Annotated in this window: 22 protein-coding genes and 2 tRNA genes; 6 read left to right on the top strand and 18 right to left on the bottom strand. The window is 68.2% G+C overall.

Features of this window, described 5'->3' with window-relative positions:
• Positions 1 to 162: 162 nt before the first annotated feature.
• The 6 genes from AC5P56_RS06605 to AC5P56_RS06630 form a co-directional block, all read right to left on the bottom strand.
• Positions 163 to 1,368, bottom strand: coding sequence for a CynX/NimT family MFS transporter (locus AC5P56_RS06605; RefSeq protein ID WP_032956113.1), 1,206 nt, complete (start codon positions 1,366 to 1,368; stop codon positions 163 to 165).
• A gap of 221 nt (positions 1,369 to 1,589) precedes the next feature.
• Positions 1,590 to 1,666 (bottom strand) — tRNA-Pro (locus tag AC5P56_RS06610).
• Positions 1,667 to 1,806: 140 nt separating this feature from the next.
• Positions 1,807 to 1,883, bottom strand: a tRNA-Pro gene (locus AC5P56_RS06615).
• Positions 1,884 to 1,938: 55 nt separating this feature from the next.
• Complete coding sequence (gene cydX / locus AC5P56_RS06620) at positions 1,939 to 2,055, bottom strand: cytochrome bd-I oxidase subunit CydX (RefSeq protein WP_005410354.1); 117 nt, start codon at positions 2,053 to 2,055, stop codon at positions 1,939 to 1,941.
• A gap of 58 nt (positions 2,056 to 2,113) precedes the next feature.
• A complete protein-coding gene (gene cydB, locus AC5P56_RS06625; RefSeq protein WP_014647773.1) occupies positions 2,114 to 3,265 on the bottom strand; it encodes a cytochrome d ubiquinol oxidase subunit II in 1,152 nt (383 codons plus the stop codon).
• Positions 3,266 to 3,280: 15 nt separating this feature from the next.
• Positions 3,281 to 4,870: a cytochrome ubiquinol oxidase subunit I gene (locus AC5P56_RS06630; RefSeq protein ID WP_005410352.1), complete on the bottom strand. Its 1,590-nt coding sequence runs from the start codon at positions 4,868 to 4,870 to the stop codon at positions 3,281 to 3,283.
• Positions 4,871 to 5,098: 228 nt separating this feature from the next.
• On the opposite strand from AC5P56_RS06630, the gene cydD reads away from it, so the two are divergent.
• Positions 5,099 to 6,844, top strand: coding sequence for a thiol reductant ABC exporter subunit CydD (gene cydD / locus AC5P56_RS06635; RefSeq protein WP_049442416.1), 1,746 nt, complete (start codon positions 5,099 to 5,101; stop codon positions 6,842 to 6,844).
• Positions 6,841 to 8,520 carry a thiol reductant ABC exporter subunit CydC gene (gene cydC / locus AC5P56_RS06640; RefSeq protein ID WP_049442417.1) on the top strand — a complete coding sequence of 560 codons (1,680 nt, stop codon included), beginning with the start codon at positions 6,841 to 6,843 and terminating at the stop codon, positions 8,518 to 8,520. Before cydD ends, cydC begins: the two co-directional genes overlap by 4 nt.
• Before the next feature lie 112 nt (positions 8,521 to 8,632).
• Here cydC and AC5P56_RS06645 read toward each other — a convergent pair whose 3' ends face one another.
• The 11 genes from AC5P56_RS06645 to ccmA all read right to left on the bottom strand — a co-directional run bounded on the left by AC5P56_RS06645 (position 8,633) and on the right by ccmA (position 17,257).
• Positions 8,633 to 8,977, bottom strand: coding sequence for a DUF1294 domain-containing protein (locus AC5P56_RS06645; protein ID WP_014647770.1), 345 nt, complete (start codon positions 8,975 to 8,977; stop codon positions 8,633 to 8,635).
• Positions 8,978 to 10,090 carry a homoserine O-acetyltransferase MetX gene (gene metX, locus AC5P56_RS06650; protein WP_032958152.1) on the bottom strand — a complete coding sequence of 371 codons (1,113 nt, stop codon included), beginning with the start codon at positions 10,088 to 10,090 and terminating at the stop codon, positions 8,978 to 8,980.
• Positions 10,091 to 10,270: 180 nt separating this feature from the next.
• The gene (locus tag AC5P56_RS06655; protein WP_495231501.1) at positions 10,271 to 11,260 is read right to left on the bottom strand and encodes a tetratricopeptide repeat protein; all 990 of its coding nucleotides are present in this window, start codon (positions 11,258 to 11,260) and stop codon (positions 10,271 to 10,273) included.
• Positions 11,254 to 11,703 carry a cytochrome c-type biogenesis protein gene (locus tag AC5P56_RS06660; RefSeq protein WP_005417657.1) on the bottom strand — a complete coding sequence of 150 codons (450 nt, stop codon included), beginning with the start codon at positions 11,701 to 11,703 and terminating at the stop codon, positions 11,254 to 11,256. The genes AC5P56_RS06655 and AC5P56_RS06660 overlap by 7 nt, the downstream gene beginning before the upstream one ends.
• A 4-nt stretch (positions 11,704 to 11,707) precedes the next feature.
• Positions 11,708 to 12,325, bottom strand: coding sequence for a DsbE family thiol:disulfide interchange protein (locus AC5P56_RS06665; protein ID WP_014647766.1), 618 nt, complete (start codon positions 12,323 to 12,325; stop codon positions 11,708 to 11,710).
• Between the two features lie 8 nt (positions 12,326 to 12,333).
• Positions 12,334 to 14,253, bottom strand: coding sequence for a heme lyase CcmF/NrfE family subunit (locus AC5P56_RS06670; protein WP_495231502.1), 1,920 nt, complete (start codon positions 14,251 to 14,253; stop codon positions 12,334 to 12,336).
• Positions 14,254 to 14,715 carry a cytochrome c maturation protein CcmE gene (gene ccmE / locus AC5P56_RS06675; protein ID WP_075076334.1) on the bottom strand — a complete coding sequence of 154 codons (462 nt, stop codon included), beginning with the start codon at positions 14,713 to 14,715 and terminating at the stop codon, positions 14,254 to 14,256.
• Positions 14,712 to 14,900 (bottom strand): heme exporter protein CcmD, encoded by a 189-nt coding sequence (gene ccmD, locus AC5P56_RS06680; RefSeq protein WP_019660476.1) that lies wholly within the window; start codon positions 14,898 to 14,900, stop codon positions 14,712 to 14,714. The genes ccmE and ccmD overlap by 4 nt, the downstream gene beginning before the upstream one ends.
• The gene (gene ccmC / locus AC5P56_RS06685) at positions 14,897 to 15,667 is read right to left on the bottom strand and encodes a heme ABC transporter permease CcmC (RefSeq protein WP_032960090.1); all 771 of its coding nucleotides are present in this window, start codon (positions 15,665 to 15,667) and stop codon (positions 14,897 to 14,899) included. The genes ccmD and ccmC overlap by 4 nt, the downstream gene beginning before the upstream one ends.
• Before the next feature lie 43 nt (positions 15,668 to 15,710).
• Positions 15,711 to 16,406 carry a heme exporter protein CcmB gene (gene ccmB / locus AC5P56_RS06690; protein ID WP_006456616.1) on the bottom strand — a complete coding sequence of 232 codons (696 nt, stop codon included), beginning with the start codon at positions 16,404 to 16,406 and terminating at the stop codon, positions 15,711 to 15,713.
• Positions 16,403 to 17,257: a heme ABC exporter ATP-binding protein CcmA gene (ccmA, locus tag AC5P56_RS06695; RefSeq protein ID WP_495202394.1), complete on the bottom strand. Its 855-nt coding sequence runs from the start codon at positions 17,255 to 17,257 to the stop codon at positions 16,403 to 16,405. The genes ccmB and ccmA overlap by 4 nt, the downstream gene beginning before the upstream one ends.
• Between ccmA and AC5P56_RS06700 the strand changes: the two genes are divergently transcribed.
• The 3 genes from AC5P56_RS06700 (at position 17,211) to AC5P56_RS06710 (ending at position 19,726) form a co-directional block, all read left to right on the top strand.
• Positions 17,211 to 18,359, top strand: a complete 1,149-nt coding sequence (locus AC5P56_RS06700; RefSeq protein ID WP_032960092.1) for a pyridoxal phosphate-dependent aminotransferase — start codon at positions 17,211 to 17,213, stop codon at positions 18,357 to 18,359. The genes ccmA and AC5P56_RS06700 overlap by 47 nt on opposite strands.
• A gap of 14 nt (positions 18,360 to 18,373) precedes the next feature.
• Positions 18,374 to 19,180, top strand: a complete 807-nt coding sequence (locus AC5P56_RS06705; protein WP_241887527.1) for an amidohydrolase — start codon at positions 18,374 to 18,376, stop codon at positions 19,178 to 19,180.
• Between the two features lie 111 nt (positions 19,181 to 19,291).
• Positions 19,292 to 19,726, top strand: coding sequence for a hypothetical protein (locus tag AC5P56_RS06710; RefSeq protein WP_241887528.1), 435 nt, complete (start codon positions 19,292 to 19,294; stop codon positions 19,724 to 19,726).
• On the opposite strand, the gene AC5P56_RS06715 is transcribed toward AC5P56_RS06710, so the two are convergent.
• A complete protein-coding gene (locus AC5P56_RS06715; protein ID WP_241887530.1) occupies positions 19,713 to 20,843 on the bottom strand; it encodes an MFS transporter in 1,131 nt (376 codons plus the stop codon). The two genes, AC5P56_RS06710 and AC5P56_RS06715, sit on opposite strands and share 14 nt — an antisense overlap.
• A gap of 90 nt (positions 20,844 to 20,933) precedes the next feature.
• Between AC5P56_RS06715 and AC5P56_RS06720 the strand changes: the two genes are divergently transcribed.
• Complete coding sequence (locus tag AC5P56_RS06720; RefSeq protein ID WP_241887532.1) at positions 20,934 to 21,722, top strand: AraC family transcriptional regulator; 789 nt, start codon at positions 20,934 to 20,936, stop codon at positions 21,720 to 21,722.
• The last annotated feature ends 114 nt before the right edge of the window (positions 21,723 to 21,836 follow it).

Genomic DNA, 21,836 nt, shown 5'->3' on the forward strand with positions numbered 1-21,836 from the left:
GAGTGGTGGCCCGGGCGGCGCTGCCGCCCCCATGCCCGATGCCGGCACGCGGCAAGGATGGGCATTCGTGGGCACTATCCGCCCGGAATTGTCAGCCCGGCGTCAAAATGCGCAGACGGGCTGACGAATGGTAGGTGGGCCCGGTTGCGGGCCCCACGTGGCTTACCAGAGATCTTCCAGCTTGCGCGGCTTGCAGGCCACCCACGAGGCGCACAGCATCAGGGCGGCGCAGCCGAACAGGAAGCTGAACGGGAGGGTCCAGCCGTCGCTGACCGTGTGCAGCCAGCCGACCAGGAACGGGCCCAGGCAGCTGAAGCTGTAGCCCACGCCCTGCATGAAGCCGGACAGCGCCGCCGAGCCGGTCGGGGTGCGGGTGCGCAGGTTGATCAGGGTCAGTGCCAGCGGGAAGGTGGATGGGCCGACGCCGAGCAGGCAGGCCCACAGCAGGGGGGCCTTCATCGGTGCCAGCAGCAGGCCGGTGAAGGCGATCACGAACGAGAAAAAGCCGATCAGCACCAGCGGGAACGGGTTCTGCATGCGCACCGCCATCGACGGAATGACCAGCGATGGCAGCAGGCCCAGCGCCGAGAACACGGCGACCATCACGCCACCGAACGCGGGCGTGCCACCGGCCTCGACCACGATGCGCGGCAGCCAGGTGAACATCGAGTAGGTCATCAGCGAGGTCATGCCGAACATCAGCGTCATGCTCCAGCCCAGTGACGTGCGCCAGACCTTGCCGTGCGGCTGCGCGGTCGGATCGGACACGTCGGACTGCGGCTTCGGCGCGCGCGTGGCCAGCACCAGCCACGGCAGTGCGGCAGCCAGCGCCAGCAGCGCCCACATGCCCAGCGACACGCGCCAGCCTGCGGCGTTGGCCACCGGCACCGCCAGCAGTGCCGGCAGCATCGTGCCCAGCTGCAGCACGCTGATGTAGAGCGTGCTCATGGTGCCGACCTTGTTGGCGAAATAGCGCTTCACCAGCGGCGGCACCACCACGTTGCCGATGCCCATGCCGGCCAGTGCCACCACCGAACCCAACAGCAGCGTGCCGACGTTGCCGGCGCTGGAACGCAGCAGCAGGCCGGCCATCGCCATCACCATCGCCAGCAGCGTGGTGCGCTCCAGCCCGAGGCGCCGCGCCAGTGCCGGCGTGGCCACGCCGAACAGTGCGAACGACGCGGTCGGCAGCATGCCCAGCACGCCGGTCATGGTGGTACCGAAACCGAACTGCTGGCCGAGCACGTCCAGCAGCGGAGTGATCGAGGTGACCGCGGTGCGCAGGTTGATCGCTGCCAGCAGGATCGCGGCGAATGCGAGGACGCGGCCGTGCAGCAGCGACGGCGAATCGGAAGGGGAGGAACTCATCGGTGGTCCTTGCAGGTGTCGCACGCCGGGGCAATGGCATGCAGCGCCGGCATCGGTCTACGCCGAAGCGGCAGGTGGGGGAGGGGCTGCTGGCGGGCCGGCAGCGCGGCCATTGTACGTGCGGGCTCCGGCAAGGTCCCGTCATGCGGGCGGGCAGGTGCCTGATACAAAAAAACCCGGAGGACAGTGATGTCTTCCAGGCTTCTTGGTGACCACCGAAGTGGTCGGGGAGACAGGATTCGAACCTGCGACCTCTACGTCCCGAACGTAGCGCTCTACCAGACTGAGCTACACCCCGAAGGGAGCCGCCTATTCTAGCGATTCACCCCGATGGCGGCAAGGGGTGAATGCTGTTTTCTTCACACTGCCGAAGCAGTGCCACTTCAGGGAACAAAAAAGCCTGGACGACTTCACCAGGCTTCAATGCGACCACCGAAGTGGTCGGGGAGACAGGATTCGAACCTGCGACCTCTACGTCCCGAACGTAGCGCTCTACCAGACTGAGCTACACCCCGAAGGAGCCGCCTAAGATACCGTGTGAAGGCCAAGGCGGCAAGGTTTTTTTACAGCTCAGCGACGATTTTCTTTCTCGATGCGGTTCTGCTCGCGGGCTTCGAACCACATGCCGTTGAGGATGGCCACCGTCGAGGCGAGGCCGGCACCGAGAATCCAGGCGAAATACCACATGATCAGTCTCCTTCATTCCGGGTAGGTGCCGACCGTTGGTCGGCACACGTGCAAGCAATCAATACGCGTTCGGGTTGTTGCCCATCTCTTCGGTGGTGGTCTTGCCCTTCAGCACGCGGTACACCCAGGTGGTGTAGGCGAGGATGATCGGCAGGAACACCGCCGTGGCCAGCAGCATGATCCACAGGGTCAGGTGGCTGGACGAGGCATCCCACACGGTCAGGCTGGAGGTGGGCTGGCTCGAGGACGGCAGCAGGAACGGGAAGATGGCGAAGCCGACGGTCAGGATGATGCCGGCGATGGCCGCACCGGAGGCAATGAAGGCCAGGCCGCCGCGGCGGGCACGCAGCAGCACCGCACTGGCGAGCAGGCCGGCCAGGCCGAGCAGCGGGGCCAGGATCGTGGCCGGCATCGTGCTGTAGTTGCGCATCCAGCCACCGGCGGCGCCGAGTTCGGCGGTCTTCAGCAGCGGATTGGTGGCGCCGTCGGTGACCACCTGCGAAGTGATCTGGTAACCCGGCAGGCCGAAGGCCACCCAGGCGCCGCCGACCGCAAAGAGCACGAAAGCGATGATCGCGGCGATGCTGCCGAAGCGGGCCGCACGCTCGGCCACCGGGCCGTCGGTCTTCAGCACCAGCATGGCGGCACCGTGGGCGACCAGCATCGACACGCTGAGCAGGCCGGCCAGCAGTGCGAAGGGCATCAGCAGGCCGAAGAACGAGCCGGTGTAGAAGATGCGCATGCTGTCATCGAAGTGGAACGGCACGCCCAGCACCACGTTGCCCACCGCCACGCCCATGATCAGCGCCGGTATGAAGCCACCGATGAAGAGCGCCCAGTCCCAGGTGTTGCGCCAGCGCTCGCTGGGCATCTTGCTGCGGAACTTGAAGCCGACCGGACGCAGGATCAGGGCGAACAGGATCACGAACATCGCCAGGTAGAACCCGGAGAAGCTGACCGCGTAGAGCGGCGGCCAGGCGGCGAAGATCGCGCCGCCGCCCAGGATCAGCCACACCTGGTTGCCTTCCCAGACCGGACCAATGGTATTGATCACCAGCCGGCGCTCAGCGTCGTTGCGGGCGACGAAGGGCAGCAGGGTGCCCACGCCCAGGTCGAAACCATCCATCACGGCGAAACCGATCAGCAGGATGCCGAGCAGCAGCCACCAGATCACGCGCAGCGTGGTGTAGTCCAGAAGAATGAAATCCATCTTGGTTCTCCTGCCTCAGGCCTGGCCGGCGGCCGGCGCCGAGGCATTGTGGGAAGCATGCGGCTGGGGCGACTGCAGCGACGGCAGCACCTCGTCCGGACCCTTGCGGATCGCCTTGAGCATCAGCTTGATCTCGACCACGATCAGCGCGGTGTAGATGGCAGTGAAGCCGGCCAGGGTCAGCACGATTTCATGCAGGGCCAGGCCCGACGCCGCATAGAAGGTCGGCAGCACGCCATCGACCGCCCACGGCTGGCGACCATACTCGGCCACGAACCAGCCGCACTCGATCGCGATCCACGGTGCCGGCAGCGTCCACAGGGCCAGCTTGAGGAACCAGCGCTTGTCCTGGAAGTTGTTGCGGCACGAGTAGTAGAAGGCCAGTGCGAAGAAGGCGATCAGGTAGAAGCCCAGGCCGGCCATCACGCGGAAGGTCCAGAACAACGGCATCACGCGCGGCACCGTGTCCATCGCCGCCTGCGAGATCTCCTGCGGGGTGGCGTTGAGGATGTCATCGCGATAGCGCTTGAGCAGCAGGCCGTGGCCCAGGTCCTGCCAGTGGCGGTCGAACATCTCGCGCGCTTCAACGTCGTTCTTGTTGGCGCGCAGGCGTTCCAATGCACCGTAGGCCAGCTGGCCGCCACGCACGCGGTGTTCGGCGCGCTCGACCAGTTCCAGGATGCCGGGAATCGGCTGGTTCAACGAGCGGGTGGCGATCAGGCCCATCAGGTAGGGGATCTTCACCGCGTAGTCGTTCTGGTGAGTCTCCTGGTTGGGGATGCCGAAGGCGGTGAAGTCGGCCGGCGCACGCTCGGTCTCCCACATCGCCTCGATCGCGGCCAGCTTCATCTTCTGGTGTTCGCTGGCGGCGTAACCGCTCTCGTCACCCAGCACGACCACCGACAGCGATGACAGCAGGCCGAACGCCGCGGCCACCGCAAACGAACGACGGGCCAGGTCCTTGTGCTTGTTGCGCAGCAGGAACAGGGCGCTGATCGCCATCACGAACACCGCACCGGTCACGTAGCCGGCGCTGACGGTGTGCACGAACTTGGCCTGCGCCACCGGGTTGAACACCACCGCCATGAAGTCGACCACTTCCATGCGCATGGTTTCCGGGTTGAACACCGCGCCGGTCGGGTTCTGCATCCAGCCATTGGCCACCAGGATCCAGATCGCCGACAGGTTGGTCCCCAGCGCCATCAGCCAGGTCACCATCAGGTGCTTGACCTTGCTCAGGCGGTTCCAGCCGAAGAAGAACAGGCCGACGAAGGTCGCTTCCAGGAAGAACGCCATCAGGCCTTCGATCGCCAGTGGCGCACCGAAGATGTCACCCACGTAGTGGCTGTAGTAGGACCAGTTCATGCCGAACTGGAATTCCATGACGATGCCGGTGGCAACGCCCATGGCGAAGTTGATGCCGAACAGGACGCCCCAGAACAGGGTCATCCTGCGCCAGATCTCCTTGCCGGTCATCACGTACACGCTCTCCATGATGGCCACCATGAAGGACAGGCCGAGGGTGAGCGGTACGAATAGGAAGTGGTACATCGCGGTCAGCGCGAATTGCAGCCGCGACAGTTCTACGACTGTCTGATCAATCATGGCCTGGCTACCTCGTTGGATAGTGCCGTTGCAGGTGGCGGGAAGGGTGGTCTACGACGTGAATGATGTGACCGACTACTTCAAACAGCCTTGATCCAGATCAATGTATGAACAGGTGCCCCGGTTGATCGTATGCCAACCTGATGAAGACTGCGACCGCCGGCCGCAGGGGCGGGCTATTGCCTGCGCCTACAATGCCGTGTCTCCCCCGCTGCCCGTGAAGACCTCTTGAGCGCTGCCGAAACGACCCCTGACGGCCTGTCCCCGGATGCTGAAACCGCCCGCCAGCGGCGTGTGCGCACGGCCTGGCTGGCCGACCTGGCACGCTCCGCCCGGGGCCGCCAGCGCCTGGCCGCGCTGTGCATCAGCCTGTCCGGCGCGCTGTTGATCGGGCAGGCTGCCGCCATCGCCTGGCTGGTGCAGCAGGTGCTGGTGGAGCGCGTGCCGCTGGCCTCTGGCCTGCCGGTGCTGGCGGGATTGGCGGTGATCCTGGTGCTGCGCACCCTGCTGGGCAGCGCCACCCAGGCCGCCGCCGGTGACGTGGCCGACGCCGCCCGGCTGGCATTGCGCGAACGCGTGTTCGCGCGCCTGCTGGGCCAGGGCCCGCTCTGGCTGCGGCAGCGCCGCACCGGTGAACTGGGCGAACTGATGCTGCATCACGGTGATGCGATCGAGAGCTATTACAGCGGCTTCCTGCCGGTGCGCACCGAAGTGGTGGTGGTGCCGCTGCTGATCCTGGCCGCTGTCGCCTGGGTGGACTGGGTGGTGGCGCTGATCCTGCTGTTCACCGCGCCGCTGGTGCCGTTCTTCATGATGCTGGTGGGCTGGGGTGCTGAAGCCGCCGGGCGCGCGCAGCTGGGCGAGCTGGCGCGCATGAGCGGCCACTTCGCCGACCGCATCAAGGGCCTGGGCCTGCTGCGCCTGTATGGCCGCGGCGAAGCCGAACTGGCCGGCATCGAGGCCGCCGCCGAAGGCGTGCGCGTGCGCACCCTGAAGGTGCTGCGCATCGCCTTCCTGTCGTCCACCGTGCTGGAATTCTTCGCCTCGGTGAGCGTGGCGATGGTGGCGCTGTACCTGGGCCTGAGCTATCTGGGCATGATGTCGCTGCATGCAGCGGTGCCGACGCTGGGTGCGGGCCTGTTCTGCCTGCTGCTGGCGCCGGAGTTCTATGCGCCGCTGCGACGGCTGGCTGCGCACTACCATGATCGCGCCAATGCACTGGCCGCCGCCGCCGAAGTGGAACGCCTGCTGCAGTCGCTGCCGGACGAGCAGGGCCTGATCGAGAACGAGGTTGCGCCACTGGCGGTGGAGCCGGCCGAGGCCGCCTTGCCGCCACTGCAGGCGCAAGGGCTGGTACTGCGCCCGTTGGGGGCGCCGCAGGATGTGCTGCGGGATCTGGACCTGCTGCTGGAGCCGGGCCAGCGCCTAGCCCTGGTCGGTCCCAGCGGGTCCGGCAAAAGCACGCTGCTGGAGGCGCTGGCCGGTTGGTTGCCGCCGCGTGCCGGCAAGCTGCAGCTGCGCCCCGGCGTGCAGGTGGCCTATGCCAGCCAGCGACCGTACCTGTTCCACGGCAGCATCGCCGACAACCTGCGCCTGGCCGATCCCGGCGCCAGCGATGCGCGCCTGCGCGCGGTGGCCGAGGCCTCGCAGGTACTGCAGTTCGCACAGCGCCTGCCGCAGGGGCTGGATACGGTGATCGGCGAGCGTGGTTTCGGCCTGTCCGGTGGCGAAGCGCGCCGCATCGGCTTGGCCCGCCTGCTGCTGCGCGACCCGCAGGTGCTGCTGCTGGACGAACCCACCGCGTTCCTCGATGCCGATACCGAGGCGGCGCTGCTGCGCAGTCTGGCCGCGTATGCACGCGGGCGCAGCGTAGTGGTCGCCACCCACAGCCCGGCGGTGATCGCCTGGGCCGATCGTTGCCTGCTGTTGCCGGAAGGCCGCCTGGTCGAGCCGGCACAGGCGGTGCGCGCATGAGCCGTTCGCCTGATTCGCTGCGCGCGATATTCCTGCGGCACCGGCCGCGCCTGTTGCTGACCCTGCTGCTGCTGTGGACCACGATGCTGGCCGGCACGGCGCTGCTGGGCCTGTCCGGTGGTTTCCTCACGGCGGCCGCGCTGGCCGGTGCGGCCGGCCTCGGCCAGGGCTTCAACTTCTTCTCACCCTCGGCCGGCATCCGTGGCCTGACCATGGCGCGCATCGTGTCGCGCTACTTCGAAAAGCTGGTCGGCCACGATGCCACGCTGCGCATCGCCCGCGACCTGCGCGTGTGGTTCTTCCGCCGCGCGCTGCCACTGGCGCCGGCACGATTGGGCGCCACGCGCACCGGCGAGCTGCTGGCGCGGCTGCTGGGGGACATCGGCGAAGTGGATGGGCTGCTGGTGCGTGCGATCGGGCCGCTGGTGGCGCTGGGCGCGCTGTCGCTGGTGGCGGTTGCCTCGGCAGCGCTGATCCTGCCCTCGGCGGCGGTACTGCTGGCGGTGCTGGCGCTGCTGATCGCCTTCGGCGTGCCGTGGCTGGGCGTGCGTGGCCATGACGACGAAGAGGCCGATCGTGCCGCGCACCGCGCGGCGTTGCGCACCGCTGCATTCGAAGGGCTGGAGGGGGCCGGTGACCTGGCTGCGCTGCATGCCGATGCGGCTTGGCAGCTGAAGGTACGCGTGGCCGCCAAGCAGCTGGCCTCGCGTGATCGTCGTCGGCGTTGGCGCCTGATCGCGGCCTCGACCCTGCACGGCCTGGTGGCGGGGCTGGGCCTGGTGGCGATGCTGGCGTTGGCCCTGCACGCCGCCGAACAGCAGCACATCGCGCCGGAAATGGCCGCGGGCCTCGTCTTCCTGACCGTGGCGCTGATCGAACTTTGGGCCGGCATGGGCCTGGCCTGGCAGTCGCTGCAGTCCGGGCGCATTGCTGCCGACCGCCTGCAGACCATCGTCGAACAACCGCCGACGGTGGAGGATCCGCAGACGCCGCAGCCGGTACCCCAGGCGGCGCGCGTGCATTGGGATGACGTGCACTTCCAGTGGCCAGGTGCCGCGCGGCCGGTGTTGTCCGGCCTGCAGCTGACCCTGGCGCCGGGGGAACGCATCGCGATCCGTGGCGACAGCGGCAGTGGCAAGACCACGCTGTCCAGCCTGCTGCTGCGGTTGTGGGATCCGCAACAGGGGCGAATCACCTATGGCGGACGCGACCTGCGCGACGTCGCCCAGGCCGAGTGGCACCGCCAGCTGGCCTGGCTTCCGCAGAACGCACCGGTGTTTGCCGGTACCGTGGCCGAGAACCTGCGGCTGGGGGATCCCGACGCCCGTGATGCCGCGTTGTGGGCGGTCCTGCGTCGCGTGCGCCTGGGCGACTGGGCCGAGCGCAACGGTGGCCTGCAGGCCTGGGTGGGCGAGAACGGCGCGACGATGTCGGCCGGCCAGGCGCGGCGGTTGGCACTGGCGCGCGCGCTGCTGCGCAATGCGCCGATCCTGCTGCTGGACGAACCCACCGAAGGCCTGGACGTGGATACCGCACGTGCGCTGTTGCAGGACCTTTCCGGGTTGCTGGACGGGCGCAGCCTGCTGATGATCACCCACGACGACCTGCCCGAAGGCGTGGTCGATGCGCAGTACCGGTTGCGCGATGGGGTGTTGGAGCGCGAAGTGCTTCGGTAGATGCCGACCTTGGTCGGCACATCCACGCATGGCGTGGATCTACTGTAGAGCCGAGCCCATGCTCGGCTCCGGAAGCAAGCCAGCCGAGCATGGGCTCGGCTCTACAGGCCGGTCAATGGGAGAACTCGCGCAGCATCACCGCGATCGAGGCCACGTTGGCCAGCACGCACAGCCAGAACACCCACTGGAATGCGGCTTTGCGATGCTTGTGGCGGAACAGCGCCTGGCCCAGCAGCGCGCCGGGCCAGCCTCCGGCGAAGGCCAGCAGCTGCAGGGTGCGCTCGGGAATGCGCCATCGCTTTCGCTGCGCCGCGCGCTTGTCATGGCCATAGAGGCCGAACGACACCGCACTGGCCAGCAGGCACCAGCCACCCAGCCACAACGGCAGCACACCGCTGATCATCAAGGCGGTCAGCGCGCCGAAGGCGGCCAGCGCGAGGTTACGCCGCCACGCCACTTACAGCGCGTCGAGGAAGCCGCGCACGGCCGGGCCGAAACGCTCGAAATCGACGAGGAAGGCATCATGGCCCTGTGGCGATTCCAGGCCGATGAAGCGCGCATCGGCACCGCCGGCACGCAGGCCGTCGGCGACCTGTTGCTGCTGCTGCACCGGGAACAGGATGTCGGTGTTGGCGCCGATCGCCAGTGCCTTCTCCACCCGGATCTTCGCCAGCCCGGCCAGCACGTCGCCGTCGGCGTACTCGGCCAGGTCGAACCAGTCCATCGAACGGCTCAGGTACAGATAGCAGTTGGGATCGAAGAAACGCACGAAGCGCCGTGCGTGGCCTTCCAGATAGCTTTCCACCTGGAATTCCAGCCCGAACGGATCGTCGTCGGCCTGGTCCGAATCCAGCCGCACGCGGCCGAAGCGGCCATCCCATTCCAGTGCCGAGCGGTAGGTGATCACGCCCAGCTTGCGCGCCATGCGCATGCCGGACTCGGGGTACTCGGCATCGTCGTAGTGGCCGCCATTCCAGCGCGGGTCGAGACGGATGGCCTCGCGCTGCAGCGAGCGGATCGCGATCGAGAACGGCAGCGCCTGCGCACTGCCGGAAATGTTGACGTGGCTGCGCGCGATGCCCGGGTGCAGCATCAGCACGGCCAGCGCGGTCATCCCGCCCATGGAATTGCCGACCACGCAGGCCAGCTGCGCGATGCCCAGCGCACGCACGACTTCGATCGCGGCGCGAGCGCCGTCTTCGATCGACAGCTCGGGGAAGTCCAGGCGGTAGGGCTCAGCGCTGGCCGGGTTGATCGAGGCGGGGCCGGTCGATCCCTTGCAGCTGCCCAGCGAATTCACGCAGACCACGAACCAGCGGCGGGTATCGATGGGTTTGCCGGGGCCAACCATCGCTTCCCACCAGCCCGGCGCAGGATTGGCCTCGTTGGCCGCCGCATGCGCATCCGGCGACAGGCCGGTCACGATCAGGATCGCATTGCCGGCGTCAGCGGCCAGCGTTCCCCAGGTCTCGTAAGCCACCCGTGCGCCATGAAGGGCGCCACCGCGCTTGAACGGGAACGGCGAGGGCAGGGCGTGGAAGCGGGTGCCGGGCGGGATGAATTCGGTCATGCAGTCATTCTAGCGGGGCTGCATGTGGAGCTGGCGACACGCTGGTTTCCATGGATGGATGGACGCGGATCGGACCGTCGCATCCACGCATGGCGTGGATCTACTGTAGAGCCGAGCCCATGCTCGGCTGCGGTTGAGTTGCCGGCGCCGGGCAGCCGAGCATCGGCTCGGCTCTACAGGTCAAGGGAAGCGCAGCTCCACAACACCGTCGTGGGGCAGGCTTACCTTCACCGGAACGCTCTGCAGGTCGTCCTCGCTGCGGTTGGCGCTGCCGCTGCGTGAGATGCGTGCCACCACTTCCACTTCGCGATGGGCCGACAGCGGTGCGGTCGGCATCGGGCTGTCACCGTCGCCCAGCCCGACCGTGTCCGGGAATCCGCTCAGCGGCAGCTTGCGAGCGGCCACCGGCATCGGCGGGCCGCCGACGGCACGGGCCAGCACGAACACCTGGGTGCTGGCTGGCCACTCGGCGTTCTTCAGTGCCGGCAGCTGCACGCGCACCTGCAGCAGCGCCGGTGGCGCCGCAGCGCCAGCATCGGGCGCCTGGCCAGCGGCCTCGCGCGCGATGGCGATCTGTGCCTGCAGCGCCTGCGCGGCACCCGGCTCCAGTCGTGGCAGCAGGCCGCTCCACACATCCGCGGCCTCGGCGTTCCTTCCGCGCTGGCGCAGGGCGATGCCCAGCAGCCAGCTGGCGCGCTCGGCATCGGGAGCCTGTGCGCGCGCCTGCTGCAACCAGGCCATTGCGGTGTCATCGAACTGCTTGCCGGCATCAGCCTGCGCGCGCGCCTGCGCGGCTTCCACCAGCACGCCCGGGTCATCCGGTGCCAATGCGGCGGCCTTCGCGAAGGCGTCTGCCGCAGCTGAGGCATTGCCCAGTTCGGCCTGCGAACGCCCGAGCAATGCCCAGCCATCGGCACGCTGAGGGTCGCGCTTCAGTGCATCCTGCAGGGCCTGCACGCCATCGCGCAGGGTGGCTGCCGACGGGGTCGGTTGTACCTGTGCCGCCCTTGGGTCACCGACCAGCAGATACAGGCAGGCACCGGCCACGCCCAGCGCGAGCACGCCGACCACGAAACCGCGCCGACCGCGCTGGCGCAGTGGCCACAGCACCAGCGCTGCCATCAGCGCGGCGACCAGCCCGGCCAGCATCGGCAGCCAATGGTTCACCATTCGTCTCCTTCATCGGCCTTGCCGGCCGGCGCCGCGCCGACGGTGCGTCCACGTCGGCGGACGATGCCCAGCACTACCAGTGCACCGGCGCCGAGCACCAGCAGGGGGCCACCCCACAGCAGCCAGGTGCCCGGCTGCAACGGTGGTTGATAGAGCACGAACTCACCGTAGCGCGCGACCAGGAACTGCTTGATCTGTGCGTCGTCGTGGCCCTGCTGCATCAGCTGCAGCACCTCGCGGCGCAGGTCCTGGGCGATCTGCGCGTTCGAATCGGCCAGCGACTGGTTCTGGCACTGCACGCAGCGCAGCTGCGCGGCCAGGTCATGGAAGCGGCGTTCCTCGGCGTCATCGCGGAACTGCAGCGGCTGCGGATCGTGCAGCGGCTGCTGGGCCAGCGCGGCCAGCGGCAGCATCAGGAGCAGCAACGCCAGCAGCCAGCGCATGGGTTCAGGGCGCCGTATGCAGGGTGTTGCCGGCACTGCCCTGGGCCTTCTCGATCTTCTGCAGCGCCGGGATCAGCTTCTCGTCGACCACGCGCTGGGTCATCGCACCGCTGTACTTCCAGCGCACGATGCCGCTGCCATCGACCAGGAAGGTTTCCGGTGCGGCGGTCACGCCCCAGTCGATCGCGGTACGGCCCTCGACATCGCTGAGCACGACCATGAACGGGTTGCCCAGCTGTTCCAGCCAGTGCAGCGCGTCGGTCGGGTCGTCCTTCCAGTTGTAGCCGATCACGCGCACACGCTTGCTTTCCGCGAAGCGGGTCAGCACCGGGTGTTCTTCGCGGCAGGCCGCGCACCAGCTGCCCCACACGTTCAGCAGGTAGGGCGCGCCGCGCAGGTCGTCGCTGTGCACGATCATTTCCGGGTCGTGCAGCACCGGCAGCGCGAATGCCGGCGCCGGTTTGTCGATCAGTGCCGACGGCAGTACGTCGCGCTGCGGATCGCCTGATTTCATCACCCCGTAGATCATCAGCCCGAGCAGGCCGAAGAAGAACAGCACGCCGATCACGATGGCTACCGGCGGCAGCGGGCGGGAGGGACGCGGGGTGGGGGACTCGGACATGGGAACTCCTACGGACGACGGAAACGGCGATCGGCGGCGGTGATGAATCCGCCCAGGGCCATCAACAGCGCGCCCAGCCAGATCCAGCGCACGTACGGCTTGATGTGCACCCGGACCGCCCATGCATTGTTGCCCAGCGGCTCGCCCAATGCCACGTAGACATCACCATTGAAGCGTGCATCGATGCCGGCCTCGGTCATCACCTGGCCGCCGCTGGCGTACTGGCGCTTCTCCGGGTGCAGCAGGGCCAGCTCGCGGCCGTTGCGGAACACGCGCAGGCGGCCGCGGTCGGCGATGAAGTTGGGGCCTTCGCGATGGTCCACGCCTTCGAAGCGCACTTCGTGGCGACCGACCACCAGCTGCTGGCCCGGTGCCAGCGCCACTTCGCGCTGCACGTTCAGCGCCTCCACCAGCAGCGCGCCGGCCAGGAACACGGCAATGCCGGCGTGGGCGACGATCATGCCGAGCATTTCGGCGGTGAAGCGGCCATTGCCGCGCAGGCGCTGCCAGACGAAGCGTGCGGTGCCGAGCGCGACCCAGGCCGCAGCGGCCACGCCGATGCCGGCCTTCCAGCCGTTCTGCGGCGCCTGCCACCAGGCCAGCGCGCCCAGCAGCAGCGCCAGGCCCAGCCACGGTGCCAGCAGCGCGAAGGCGCGCGAGGGCTGGTCACGCTGCCATTTCACCAGCGGGCCAAACGGCAGCAGCAGGATCATCGGTGCCATCAGCAGCAGGAACAGGCTGCCGAAGTAGGGCGGGCCGACCGAGATCTTGCCCAGCGACAGCGCATCGGCCAGCAGCGGGTACAGCGTGCCGAGCAGCACCATCGCGCAGGCGGTGGCCAGCAGCAGGTTGTTGGCCAGCAGCAGGGTCTCGCGCGAGGTGGCGGTGAAGCCACGGCGTGGGTCCTCGGCATCCACGCTCAGCTGGCTGGCACGCAGCGCGTACAGCAGCAGGCTGCCACCGACCAGCACCGACAGGAACGCCAGGATGAACAAGCCGCGCGAGGGATCGGCGGCGAACGAATGCACGCTGGTCAGCACGCCGGAGCGCACCAGGAACGTGCCCAGCAGCGACAGCGCGAAGGCGGCGATCGCCAGCAGCAGGGTCCAGCTGCCGAAGGTGCCGCGCTTTTCAGTGACGGCCTGCGAATGGATCAATGCCGCACCGACCAGCCACGGCATGAAGCTGGCGTTCTCCACCGGGTCCCAGAACCACCAGCCGCCCCAGCCCAGCTCGTAATAGGCCCACCAGCTGCCCAGCGCGATGCCAAGGGTCAGGAAGCCCCAGGCGACGTTGGTCCATGGCCGCGTCCAGCGCAGCCAGCGTGCGTCGACGCGGCCTTCCAGCAGTGCGGCAACCGCGAAGGCGAACGGCACCGCGAAGCCGACATAGCCCAGGTACAGCATGGGCGGATGGATGATCAGCCCCGGGTCCTGCAGCAGCGGATTGAGGTCGCGGCCTTCCAGCGGTGCCGGGTTCAGGCGCAGGAACGGGTTGGAGGTGAAGATCAGGAAGGCGAGGAAGCCGACGCTGACCACGCCCATCACCGCCAGCACGCGCGCCTGCACCGGTGCGGGCAAGTGCCGCGAGAACAGCGCCACCGCGCCGGTCCACAGCGCCAGCACCAGCGCCCACATCAGCAGCGAGCCCTCGTGCGCGCCCCAGACCGCCGAGTAGCGGTAGACCATCGGCAGCAGCGAATTGGAGTTCTCGGCCACGTAGCGCACCGAAAAATCCTGCTGCACGAACGCGGCGGTCAGTACCGCGAAAGCGCCGGCGAGCAACAGCAGCTGTGCGAACGCGGCCGGCCGTGCCACCGCCATCCACGCGGTGTTGTTGCGATGCGCACCGACCAGCGGCAGGCCGGCCTGCAGCAGCGAGGCCAGCAACGCGCACAGCAGCAGGATCTGACCCAGTTCGGGCAGCACTCAGCGCACCTCGGGTGCCGTCATCGGCACGTCGTGCTTGCGATGGGCGTCGCCCATCTTGTCGGCCACTTCCTTCGGCACGTACTTCTCATCGTGCTTGGCCAGCACCTCGTCGGCGACGAAGGTGCCGTCCTGCAGGCGGCCGCTGGCGACCACCGCCGTGCCTTCGGCGAACATGTCCGGCAGGATCCGCGACGTGGTCACCGCCAGCTGCGCGTCGCCGTCGGTCACCTCGAAGCGCGCCTCCAGCGAGCCGACCGGTCGGTTGAAGGAACCTTTCACCACCATGCCACCGAGGCGGAAGCGCGACTGTGCATCGACATCGCCGCGCAGCACTTCCGACGGCGTGTACAGGTAGGCGATGTTGCGCTCCAGTGCCATCGCCACCAGTGCGGTGGCCAGGCCGGAGGCGAGCAGGGCCAGCAGCACCCACACCAGGCGGCGGCGCTGTACCGGGGTCATCGTTCCAGCTCCGTCGACAACGGCGTCGCTGCGTCCTGCCTGCCGGCGCGGGTCTGCTGGCGCTGCTGGCGGGCCAGTGCCAGCCGGCGCGCCACGCGCAGGCGCAGCCACGAACCGATGGCATCGGCGCCGAGCACCAGCACGAACACCGCGTAGGCACCGATCACATAGGGCAGGTGGGTCATGGCTGGGCCTCCCGGGCCGGGCGTCCGGCATCGACGCGGCCGCCGACCCAGGCCTTGCCGGCCTCGCGGTCGAGATTGTCGGCGCGGGCCTTGGCCAGCACCGAACCGGCGAACCAGAACTTGGTGCCGATCACCATCCACCACAGCGGCGCGATCATCGCGCTGCTGATCGCCGATTCACCGAATACGTTGATCGACTGGCGCTGGTGCAGGCCGCCCCACCAGTCCACCGAGTAGCGGATCACCGGCAGCAGGCTGACACCGACAATGGCCAGCAGGCCAGCGGCGCGCGCGGCGCTGCGGCGGTCCTCGATGGCGTGGTACAGGCCGATCACGCCCAGGTACAGGAACAGCAGTACCAGTTCGCTGGTCATGCGCGGGTCCCAGTCCCACCAGGTGCCCCAGGTGCCCTTGCCCCAGATGCTGCCGGTCAACAGGGTGATCAGGGTGAAGCCGGCGCCCATCGGCGCGCAGGCCATGGCCAGGATCTCGCAGACCTTGATCCGCCAGACCAGTGCGATGGCCGCATACAGCGCCATCAGCGCGAAGACGAACAGGCTCATCCAGGCACTGGGCACGTGGATGTAGAGGATGCGGAAGCTGTCCAGCTGCTTGGCTTCCGGTGGCACCACCAGCAGCGCCTGCCACATGCCGACCAGCAGCACCGGCACCGCCGCGAGGTAGAACACCCGCGACCAGCGGGCAGCGAAACGGTCGAACGTGGGGGGCGAACCGAGTTGGTGGAACCAGCGGACAATCGGATTCATGCGTGGCGGCTATCCAGCAGGGGTGGATTGGCTCTCAGCTCGGTCAACTCAGAGAAATACGTATTGCAGCGGCAGTGGCCAGCGGCGCCAGCACCAGCGCGACCAGCAGGCCGGCGCCCAGCATCAGCAGCGCACCGACCGGATCCTGTCCGCGTCCGGCTGCCGCCAGGCTGCCTGCGCCGAACACCAGCACCGGCACGTACAGCGGCAACGACAGCAGCGCCACGAGAATACCAGAGCGTCGGATGCCTACGGTCAGCGCGGCGACCACGCCACCGATCAGGCTCAGCAACGGCGTGCCCAGCAGCAACGATGCCAGCAACATCGGCAGCTGGTCATGCGGCAGATGCAGCATTTCGGCCAGCAGCGGGCTGACCACGATCAGCGGCAGCGCAGTGGTGGCCCAATGCAGCAGCACGCGCACCAGCACCAGCCAGGCCAGCGGCACCGGCGCCAGCAGCCATTGTTCCAGCGAGCCATCCTCGGCGTCGGAACGGAACAGCGAATCCAGCGACAGCTGTCCGGCCAGCAGCACGGCCAGCCACAGCACTGCACCGGCGGTGGCGGCCAACAGCTGTGGTTCGCGGCCCTGGGCCAGGGCGAACAGCACCACTACCAGCACCGCGAACAGCAGCGGTTGCAGCGCATCGCCGCGGCGGCGCCAGAGCAGGCGCAGGTCGCGCTTGAGCAGGGCGCCTGCGGTCTGCCACAGGCCCGGTTCGGTGCCCGGCGCGATCACGCGGCACCGCCGAGGTCGAGCTGGCGGGTGCGCACCGGCGGTGCGGCATAGGCACCGTGGGTGGTGACCAGCGCAGCGCCGCCGGCGCGCAGGTGCGCCGAGATCATCCGGTTGACCAGGGTGATGCCCTCCAGGTCGAGGTTGGCATAGGGTTCGTCCAGCAGCCACAACGGTGCCGGCGACAGCCAGATGCGCGCCAGTGCCAGCCGCCGCTTCTGTCCGGCCGACAGATGCCGTACCAGGGTGTCCTCATAACCGGCCAGGCCGACGATGGCCAGCGCGTTGCCAGGCATCTGCCGCGCACGCCGTCCGTGCAGGCCGCACAGGAAATGCAGGTTTTCCAGCGTGCCGAGGTCCGGTTTCAGCGCTGGCAGGTGGCTGAGGTAGGCGACATAGCGCGCGCGCTCGGCATTGCTGGCCGGCTTGCCGTCGATCCGCACCTGGCCGGCACCGGGCCGGGCCAGGCCGGCCAGCACGCGCAGCAGGGTGGTCTTGCCGGCGCCATTGCCGCCCTGCACCAGCAGGGCTTCGCCGGCGTCCACATGGAAGTCCAGCGGGCCGAACACCGGCTCGTCATTGCGGGAGAAGCTCAGGCCGCTGGCAGCCAGCAATGCAGGGGTGTTCAAGGGGCAAAGGTCTTCATGCCGGAGTGCGGCGGCAATTGTAGCGGTGAATGCCGATGGCAGTGCCGGCCGCTGGCCGGCAATTTCGCCATCTGCCAGCCGAGGTTGCCGGCCGGCGGCCGGCACTACCGACGCGCGGATTGCGTAAACTCGCAGGTCTGTTCCCCCACAGCCCAGGCCGATGCAACCCACCACCAAGCTGCCCAAGGTCGGTACCACGATCTTCACCGTGATGTCCCAGCTCGCCGCCGAACACGGCGCGGTCAACCTGGGCCAGGGTTTCCCGGACTTTTCGGCGCCGCAGCGCCTGATCGACGAGACCGCCAGGGCGATGGCCGCCGGGCTGAACCAGTACCCGCCGATGACCGGCGTGGCGCCGCTGCGCCAGGCCATCGCACAGAAGGTGCTGGACTGCTACGGCGCGCAGGTCGATGCGGACAGCGAGATCACCGTCACCAGCGGTGGCACCGAGGCCATCTTCAACGCCATCCACGCCGTGGTGCGTGCCGGCGAGGAAGTGATCGTGCTGGACCCGGCGTATGACTGCTACGAACCGGCGATCGACCTGGCCGGAGCCAGGGCCGTACATGTGTCGCTCGATCCGCAGACGTTCGCGGTCGATTGGGACCGCGTGCGCGCAGCGATCACCCCGCGCACCCGCATGCTGATCGTCAACACCCCGCACAATCCGTCCGGTGCGATGCTGTCGGCGCAGGACATGCAGGCGCTGGCCGAACTGCTGCGCGGCACGCAGATCTACCTGATCTCCGATGAGGTGTACGAACACATCATCTACGACGGCCGCCGCCATGAATCGGCGCTGCGCTACCCGGAACTGCGCGAGCGCGCGTTCGTCATCTCCAGCTTCGGCAAGACCTACCACTGCACCGGCTGGAAGATCGGCTATGCGATCGCCCCGCCGGCGCTGACCGCCGAGTTCCGCAAGGTGCACCAGTACAACACCTTCACCAGCTTCGGCCCGGCGCAGCATGGCTTCGCCGCGATGATCCGCGACGAACCCGAACACCACCTGGAACTGGGCGCGTTCTACCAGGCCAAGCGCGACCGCTTCCGTGAGCAGCTGGCCGGCACCCGCCTGAAAGCGCTGCCGGTCCCGGGTGGCTACTTCCAGCTGGTCGACTATTCGGCGATCAGCGACCTGCCGGACCATGAGTTCGTGAAGTGGCTGACCATCGAGAAGGGCGTCACCGCCATTCCGCTGTCGCCGTTCTATGAGACTCCGCCGGCCGGCCAGCGCCTGGTGCGCCTGTGCTTTGCCAAGAACGAAGCGACCATGGACGCGGCGATCGAACGCCTGCGCCTGCTGTGAGCGGAGACACGGACATGCAGGACCTGCGCATTTCCCTCGTCCAGGGCGACACCCGCTGGCATGACCCGGCCGGCAACCGCGCCTACTACGGCGCGCTGCTGGCACCGCTGGCCGGCACCACCGACCTGGTGATCCTGCCGGAGACCTTCACCAGTGGCTTCTCCAACGAGGCCATTGCCCAGGCCGAAGGCATGGACGGCCCGACCGTGGCCTGGGTGCGCGAACAGGCCCAGGCCCTGAACGCGGCGGTGATCGGCAGCGTGCAGCTGCGCGAGGGCAACGGCGTCTACAACCGCCTGCTGTTCGCAACGCCAGAGGGCGGCCTGCAGTACTACGACAAGCGCCACCTGTTCCGTTACGGCGGTGAGCACGAGCGCTATGCCGCCGGCCGTGAGCGCCTGAGCGTGGAATGGAAGGGCTGGCGGATCAATCCGCAGGTCTGCTACGACCTGCGCTTCCCGGTGTTCTGCCGCAACCGCTACAACGTCGAACGCCCGCAGCAGCTGGATTTCGACCTGCAGATCTTCGTCGCCAACTGGCCGTCGGCGCGCGCCTATGCATGGAAGACCCTGCTGCGTGCGCGGGCGATCGAGAACCTGTGCTTCGTGGCGGCGGTGAACCGCGTCGGCGTGGACGGCAACCAGCTGCACTACGCCGGCGACAGCGCGGTGATCGACTTCCTCGGCCAGCCGCAGGTGGAGATCCGCGAACGCGAACAGGTGGTGACCACCACCATTTCGGCCGAAGCACTGGCTGCACATCGCGCGCGTTTCCCGGCGATGCTCGATGCTGATGCCTTCCATCTGGACGAGCAGGCCTGAAACAGCACGACGGCGGCTGAATGCCTGCCACGCAGCGCGCGCGCCTGCATCCAACGTGCACGCGCGCGCTGCTAGATTCGCCGGCAGTCCGACCGAACTGGAAGTCCTGCCATGAACAAGCCCTTCGCCCTGCTGCTGGCCCTGTCCGCTGCCACGCTGGCCCCGGCCGCGCACGCCGCCGGCAACCTCGATTGCCAGCTGCGCTACAACCTGTCCGGCTGGTCACTGATCTACAAGACCGCTTCCGGCAACGGCACGGTCAGCTGCAGCAACGGCACCAGCCTGCCGGTGCGTATCGAAGTGAAGGGCGGCGGCCTGACCGTGGGCAAGTCGAAGATCACCAATGGCCGTGGCAGCTTCACCGGCGCCGTCAGCGTCGACGAGCTGCTGGGCACCTACGCCTCGGTTGGCGCGCATGCGGGTGCCGTGAAGTCCAGCAACGCGCAGGTGATGACCAAGGGCGACATCTCGCTGGCCCTGTCCGGCACCGGCAAGGGCTGGGATCTGGGCGTGGACGGCGCCGCCTTCACCATCAGCCGGCGCTGAGCCGTGCCGGCCGCTGCAGCCACAGGGCAAGCAGGCCGCACACGATGAGTGTCGGTGCCAGCAGTTGCAGTGCACCGACCACGGCCATCGCCACGCCGATCAACAGGTAGTAGAGCAGGCCGAACAGGGCGCCCGCGCTGCCCAGGCAGTGCGGGTATCCGCGCAGGGCCTGGCCCAGCACATTGGGAATGGCCAGGCCGAACCCGGCCACCACCGGTACCATCGCCGCGACCAGTGCCGGCTGATTGTGCAGCAAGGCAGCCAACAGCCCACCGGCCAGCACCAGCCCTGCGGCGAGCCGGATGCGCGTGGCGGAGGTAACGCCTGCGCGCAGCAGGCGAGCATTGCCCCATGCACCCAGCGCCGAGCCGAGCGCCAGCAGCGCGCCGCTGGCACCGAACCAGGCCAGCGGCCAGTGCAGGCGTTCGAATACGAACGGGCCCAGCGCGTACCAGCTGTACATCGCCACGTTGAACGCCATCACCAGCAGCGCCTGTGACCAGATCCAGCGATCACGCAGCAGTTGCCACAACAGTGGAAGCATGGGGGTGTGCGCGACTTTCGCAGGGCGGCTCTCGCGCAGGCCCGTTGCGCATCCGAGCATCAGCAGGCTGACCATCAGCAGCAGGCCGGCCTGCACGCCGGCATAGCCATGGCTGTCCACCAGCAGCACACCCAGTGCCAGCCCGATCGCCGGGCTCAAGGCCAGCGCCACGCCGATCCACGAGAACGCCTGCGCCAACGCCGGACCCTTCAGGTGGTCGCGCAGTACGGTCTGGGTTACCACCGAGGCCGCCGCCGCACCCAGTGCGGCCAGTGCCTGCGCCAGCAGGACCTGGCCGAACGTGCTGGCCAGCAGGCCGCCGCAGGCGGCCAGTACGAACACGGCCAGGCCGCAGAGCAGGGCAGGGCGACGACCGACATGGTCGGCCAGCCGTCCCCATAGCAGGACACCGGCAGCAAAACCGAACAGGTACAGGCTCATGGCCTGGCTGGCGGCGCCGGGGGGCAGTGCGAAGCGCCCGGCGAGGTCGGCCAGGGCCGGGCTGTACAGGGTCTGCGCCAACTGGGGGAACATCAGCAGCGCGATGGTGAGCAACAACAGGCGACGCGACATGCGGGTGCTCCGCAAACAGGGCCGCGTATTGTGGTGGCCGGCGTAGTGGCGCACTCTGTCGGTCCGGCCAGCAAATAGATGAAATCGGACATGGCGTGGCTGCAACCGGATGCGCACTTCGATGCGGATGCCTGGAGCGCACCGGTGCTGGGCATCGCGTCGTCGCTGGCCGATCATGATTCGGGTTGGCACCAGCACGCGCGCGCGCAGTTGCTGTACACCCGGCAGGGCTGCACGCGGCTGACCTTCGGCGACCGCATCAGCCTGCTGCCGCCCTCGCGCGCGGCATGGATTCCCGGCGGCCTGCGCCATCGCGCACAGATGCGCCAGGCCGTGGACTACCGCTCGCTGTATTTCGATGCCACGTTGTCGGCACGGCTGCCGCAGCAGCCGGCGATCATCGGCGTCGGTCCCCTGCTGCAGGCATTGCTGGAACCGATCGCGCAGGCGCCGTTCGACCGTGACTGGCGGGCGCCGCGCGCGCACCATCAATTGGCGTTGTGCGTGCTGGAGATCGCCGCCGCACCGGTGGCGCCGATGGACCTGCCGCTGCCACGCGATCCACGCATCGCGCGCTGCCTGCCGCTGGCCGAGCAGTTGCCGCCTGAACTGGGTGAGCTCGCTGCGCGTGCGGGCCTGAGCGTGCGCACGGTCGGCCGGTTGATGCAACGCGACACCGGCATGGGCTACCAGGCCTGGCGCCAGCAATGGCGCCTGATGCGCGCCATGGAGCTGCTGCTGCTTGGCCATCGCATCGGGCACGTTGCGCAGGACACTGGTTTTTCCGCCGAGAGTCCGTTCATCGCCTTTTTCCGCAGCATGACCGGGACCACGCCCGCCGCTTTCCAGCGCCACGCAAAAGGGGACGGAGGGGATTAAGTCGCTTTCGCCCTTCGACGCACAGCGTGGCGAAAACGACTTAATCCCCTCCGTCCCCTTTTCAAAGAAAAACCCCGGCCGGAGCCGGGGTTCTGCATTTCAACGTGGCTGCCG

The sequence above is a fragment of the Stenotrophomonas sp. YJH_SMC_131 genome, from assembly GCF_059367975.1.

Bases quoted from the DNA above. Each gene is read 5' to 3' on its own strand.
- AC5P56_RS06665 (WP_014647766.1), bottom strand. From the start codon at position 12,325: ATGTCCGAGTCCCCCACCCCGCGTCCCTCCCGCCCGCTGCCGCCGGTA.
- ccmD (WP_019660476.1), bottom strand. From the start codon at position 14,900: ATGACCCACCTGCCCTATGTGATCGGTGCCTACGCGGTGTTCGTGCTG.
- AC5P56_RS06705 (WP_241887527.1), top strand. From the start codon at position 18,374: ATGCAGGACCTGCGCATTTCCCTCGTCCAGGGCGACACCCGCTGGCAT.
- AC5P56_RS06630 (WP_005410352.1), bottom strand. From the start codon at position 4,870: ATGATTGATCAGACAGTCGTAGAACTGTCGCGGCTGCAATTCGCGCTG.
- cydC (WP_049442417.1), top strand. From the start codon at position 6,841: ATGAGCCGTTCGCCTGATTCGCTGCGCGCGATATTCCTGCGGCACCGG.
- AC5P56_RS06700 (WP_032960092.1), top strand. From the start codon at position 17,211: ATGCAACCCACCACCAAGCTGCCCAAGGTCGGTACCACGATCTTCACC.
- ccmE (WP_075076334.1), bottom strand. From the start codon at position 14,715: ATGACCCCGGTACAGCGCCGCCGCCTGGTGTGGGTGCTGCTGGCCCTG.
- ccmC (WP_032960090.1), bottom strand. From the start codon at position 15,667: ATGAATCCGATTGTCCGCTGGTTCCACCAACTCGGTTCGCCCCCCACG.
- cydB (WP_014647773.1), bottom strand. From the start codon at position 3,265: ATGGATTTCATTCTTCTGGACTACACCACGCTGCGCGTGATCTGGTGG.
- AC5P56_RS06660 (WP_005417657.1), bottom strand. From the start codon at position 11,703: ATGCGCTGGCTGCTGGCGTTGCTGCTCCTGATGCTGCCGCTGGCCGCG.
- AC5P56_RS06605 (WP_032956113.1), bottom strand. From the start codon at position 1,368: ATGAGTTCCTCCCCTTCCGATTCGCCGTCGCTGCTGCACGGCCGCGTC.
- AC5P56_RS06720 (WP_241887532.1), top strand. From the start codon at position 20,934: ATGGCGTGGCTGCAACCGGATGCGCACTTCGATGCGGATGCCTGGAGC.
- AC5P56_RS06655 (WP_495231501.1), bottom strand. From the start codon at position 11,260: ATGGTGAACCATTGGCTGCCGATGCTGGCCGGGCTGGTCGCCGCGCTG.
- AC5P56_RS06710 (WP_241887528.1), top strand. From the start codon at position 19,292: ATGAACAAGCCCTTCGCCCTGCTGCTGGCCCTGTCCGCTGCCACGCTG.
- AC5P56_RS06715 (WP_241887530.1), bottom strand. From the start codon at position 20,843: ATGTCGCGTCGCCTGTTGTTGCTCACCATCGCGCTGCTGATGTTCCCC.
- cydX (WP_005410354.1), bottom strand. From the start codon at position 2,055: ATGTGGTATTTCGCCTGGATTCTCGGTGCCGGCCTCGCCTCGACGGTG.
- metX (WP_032958152.1), bottom strand. From the start codon at position 10,090: ATGACCGAATTCATCCCGCCCGGCACCCGCTTCCACGCCCTGCCCTCG.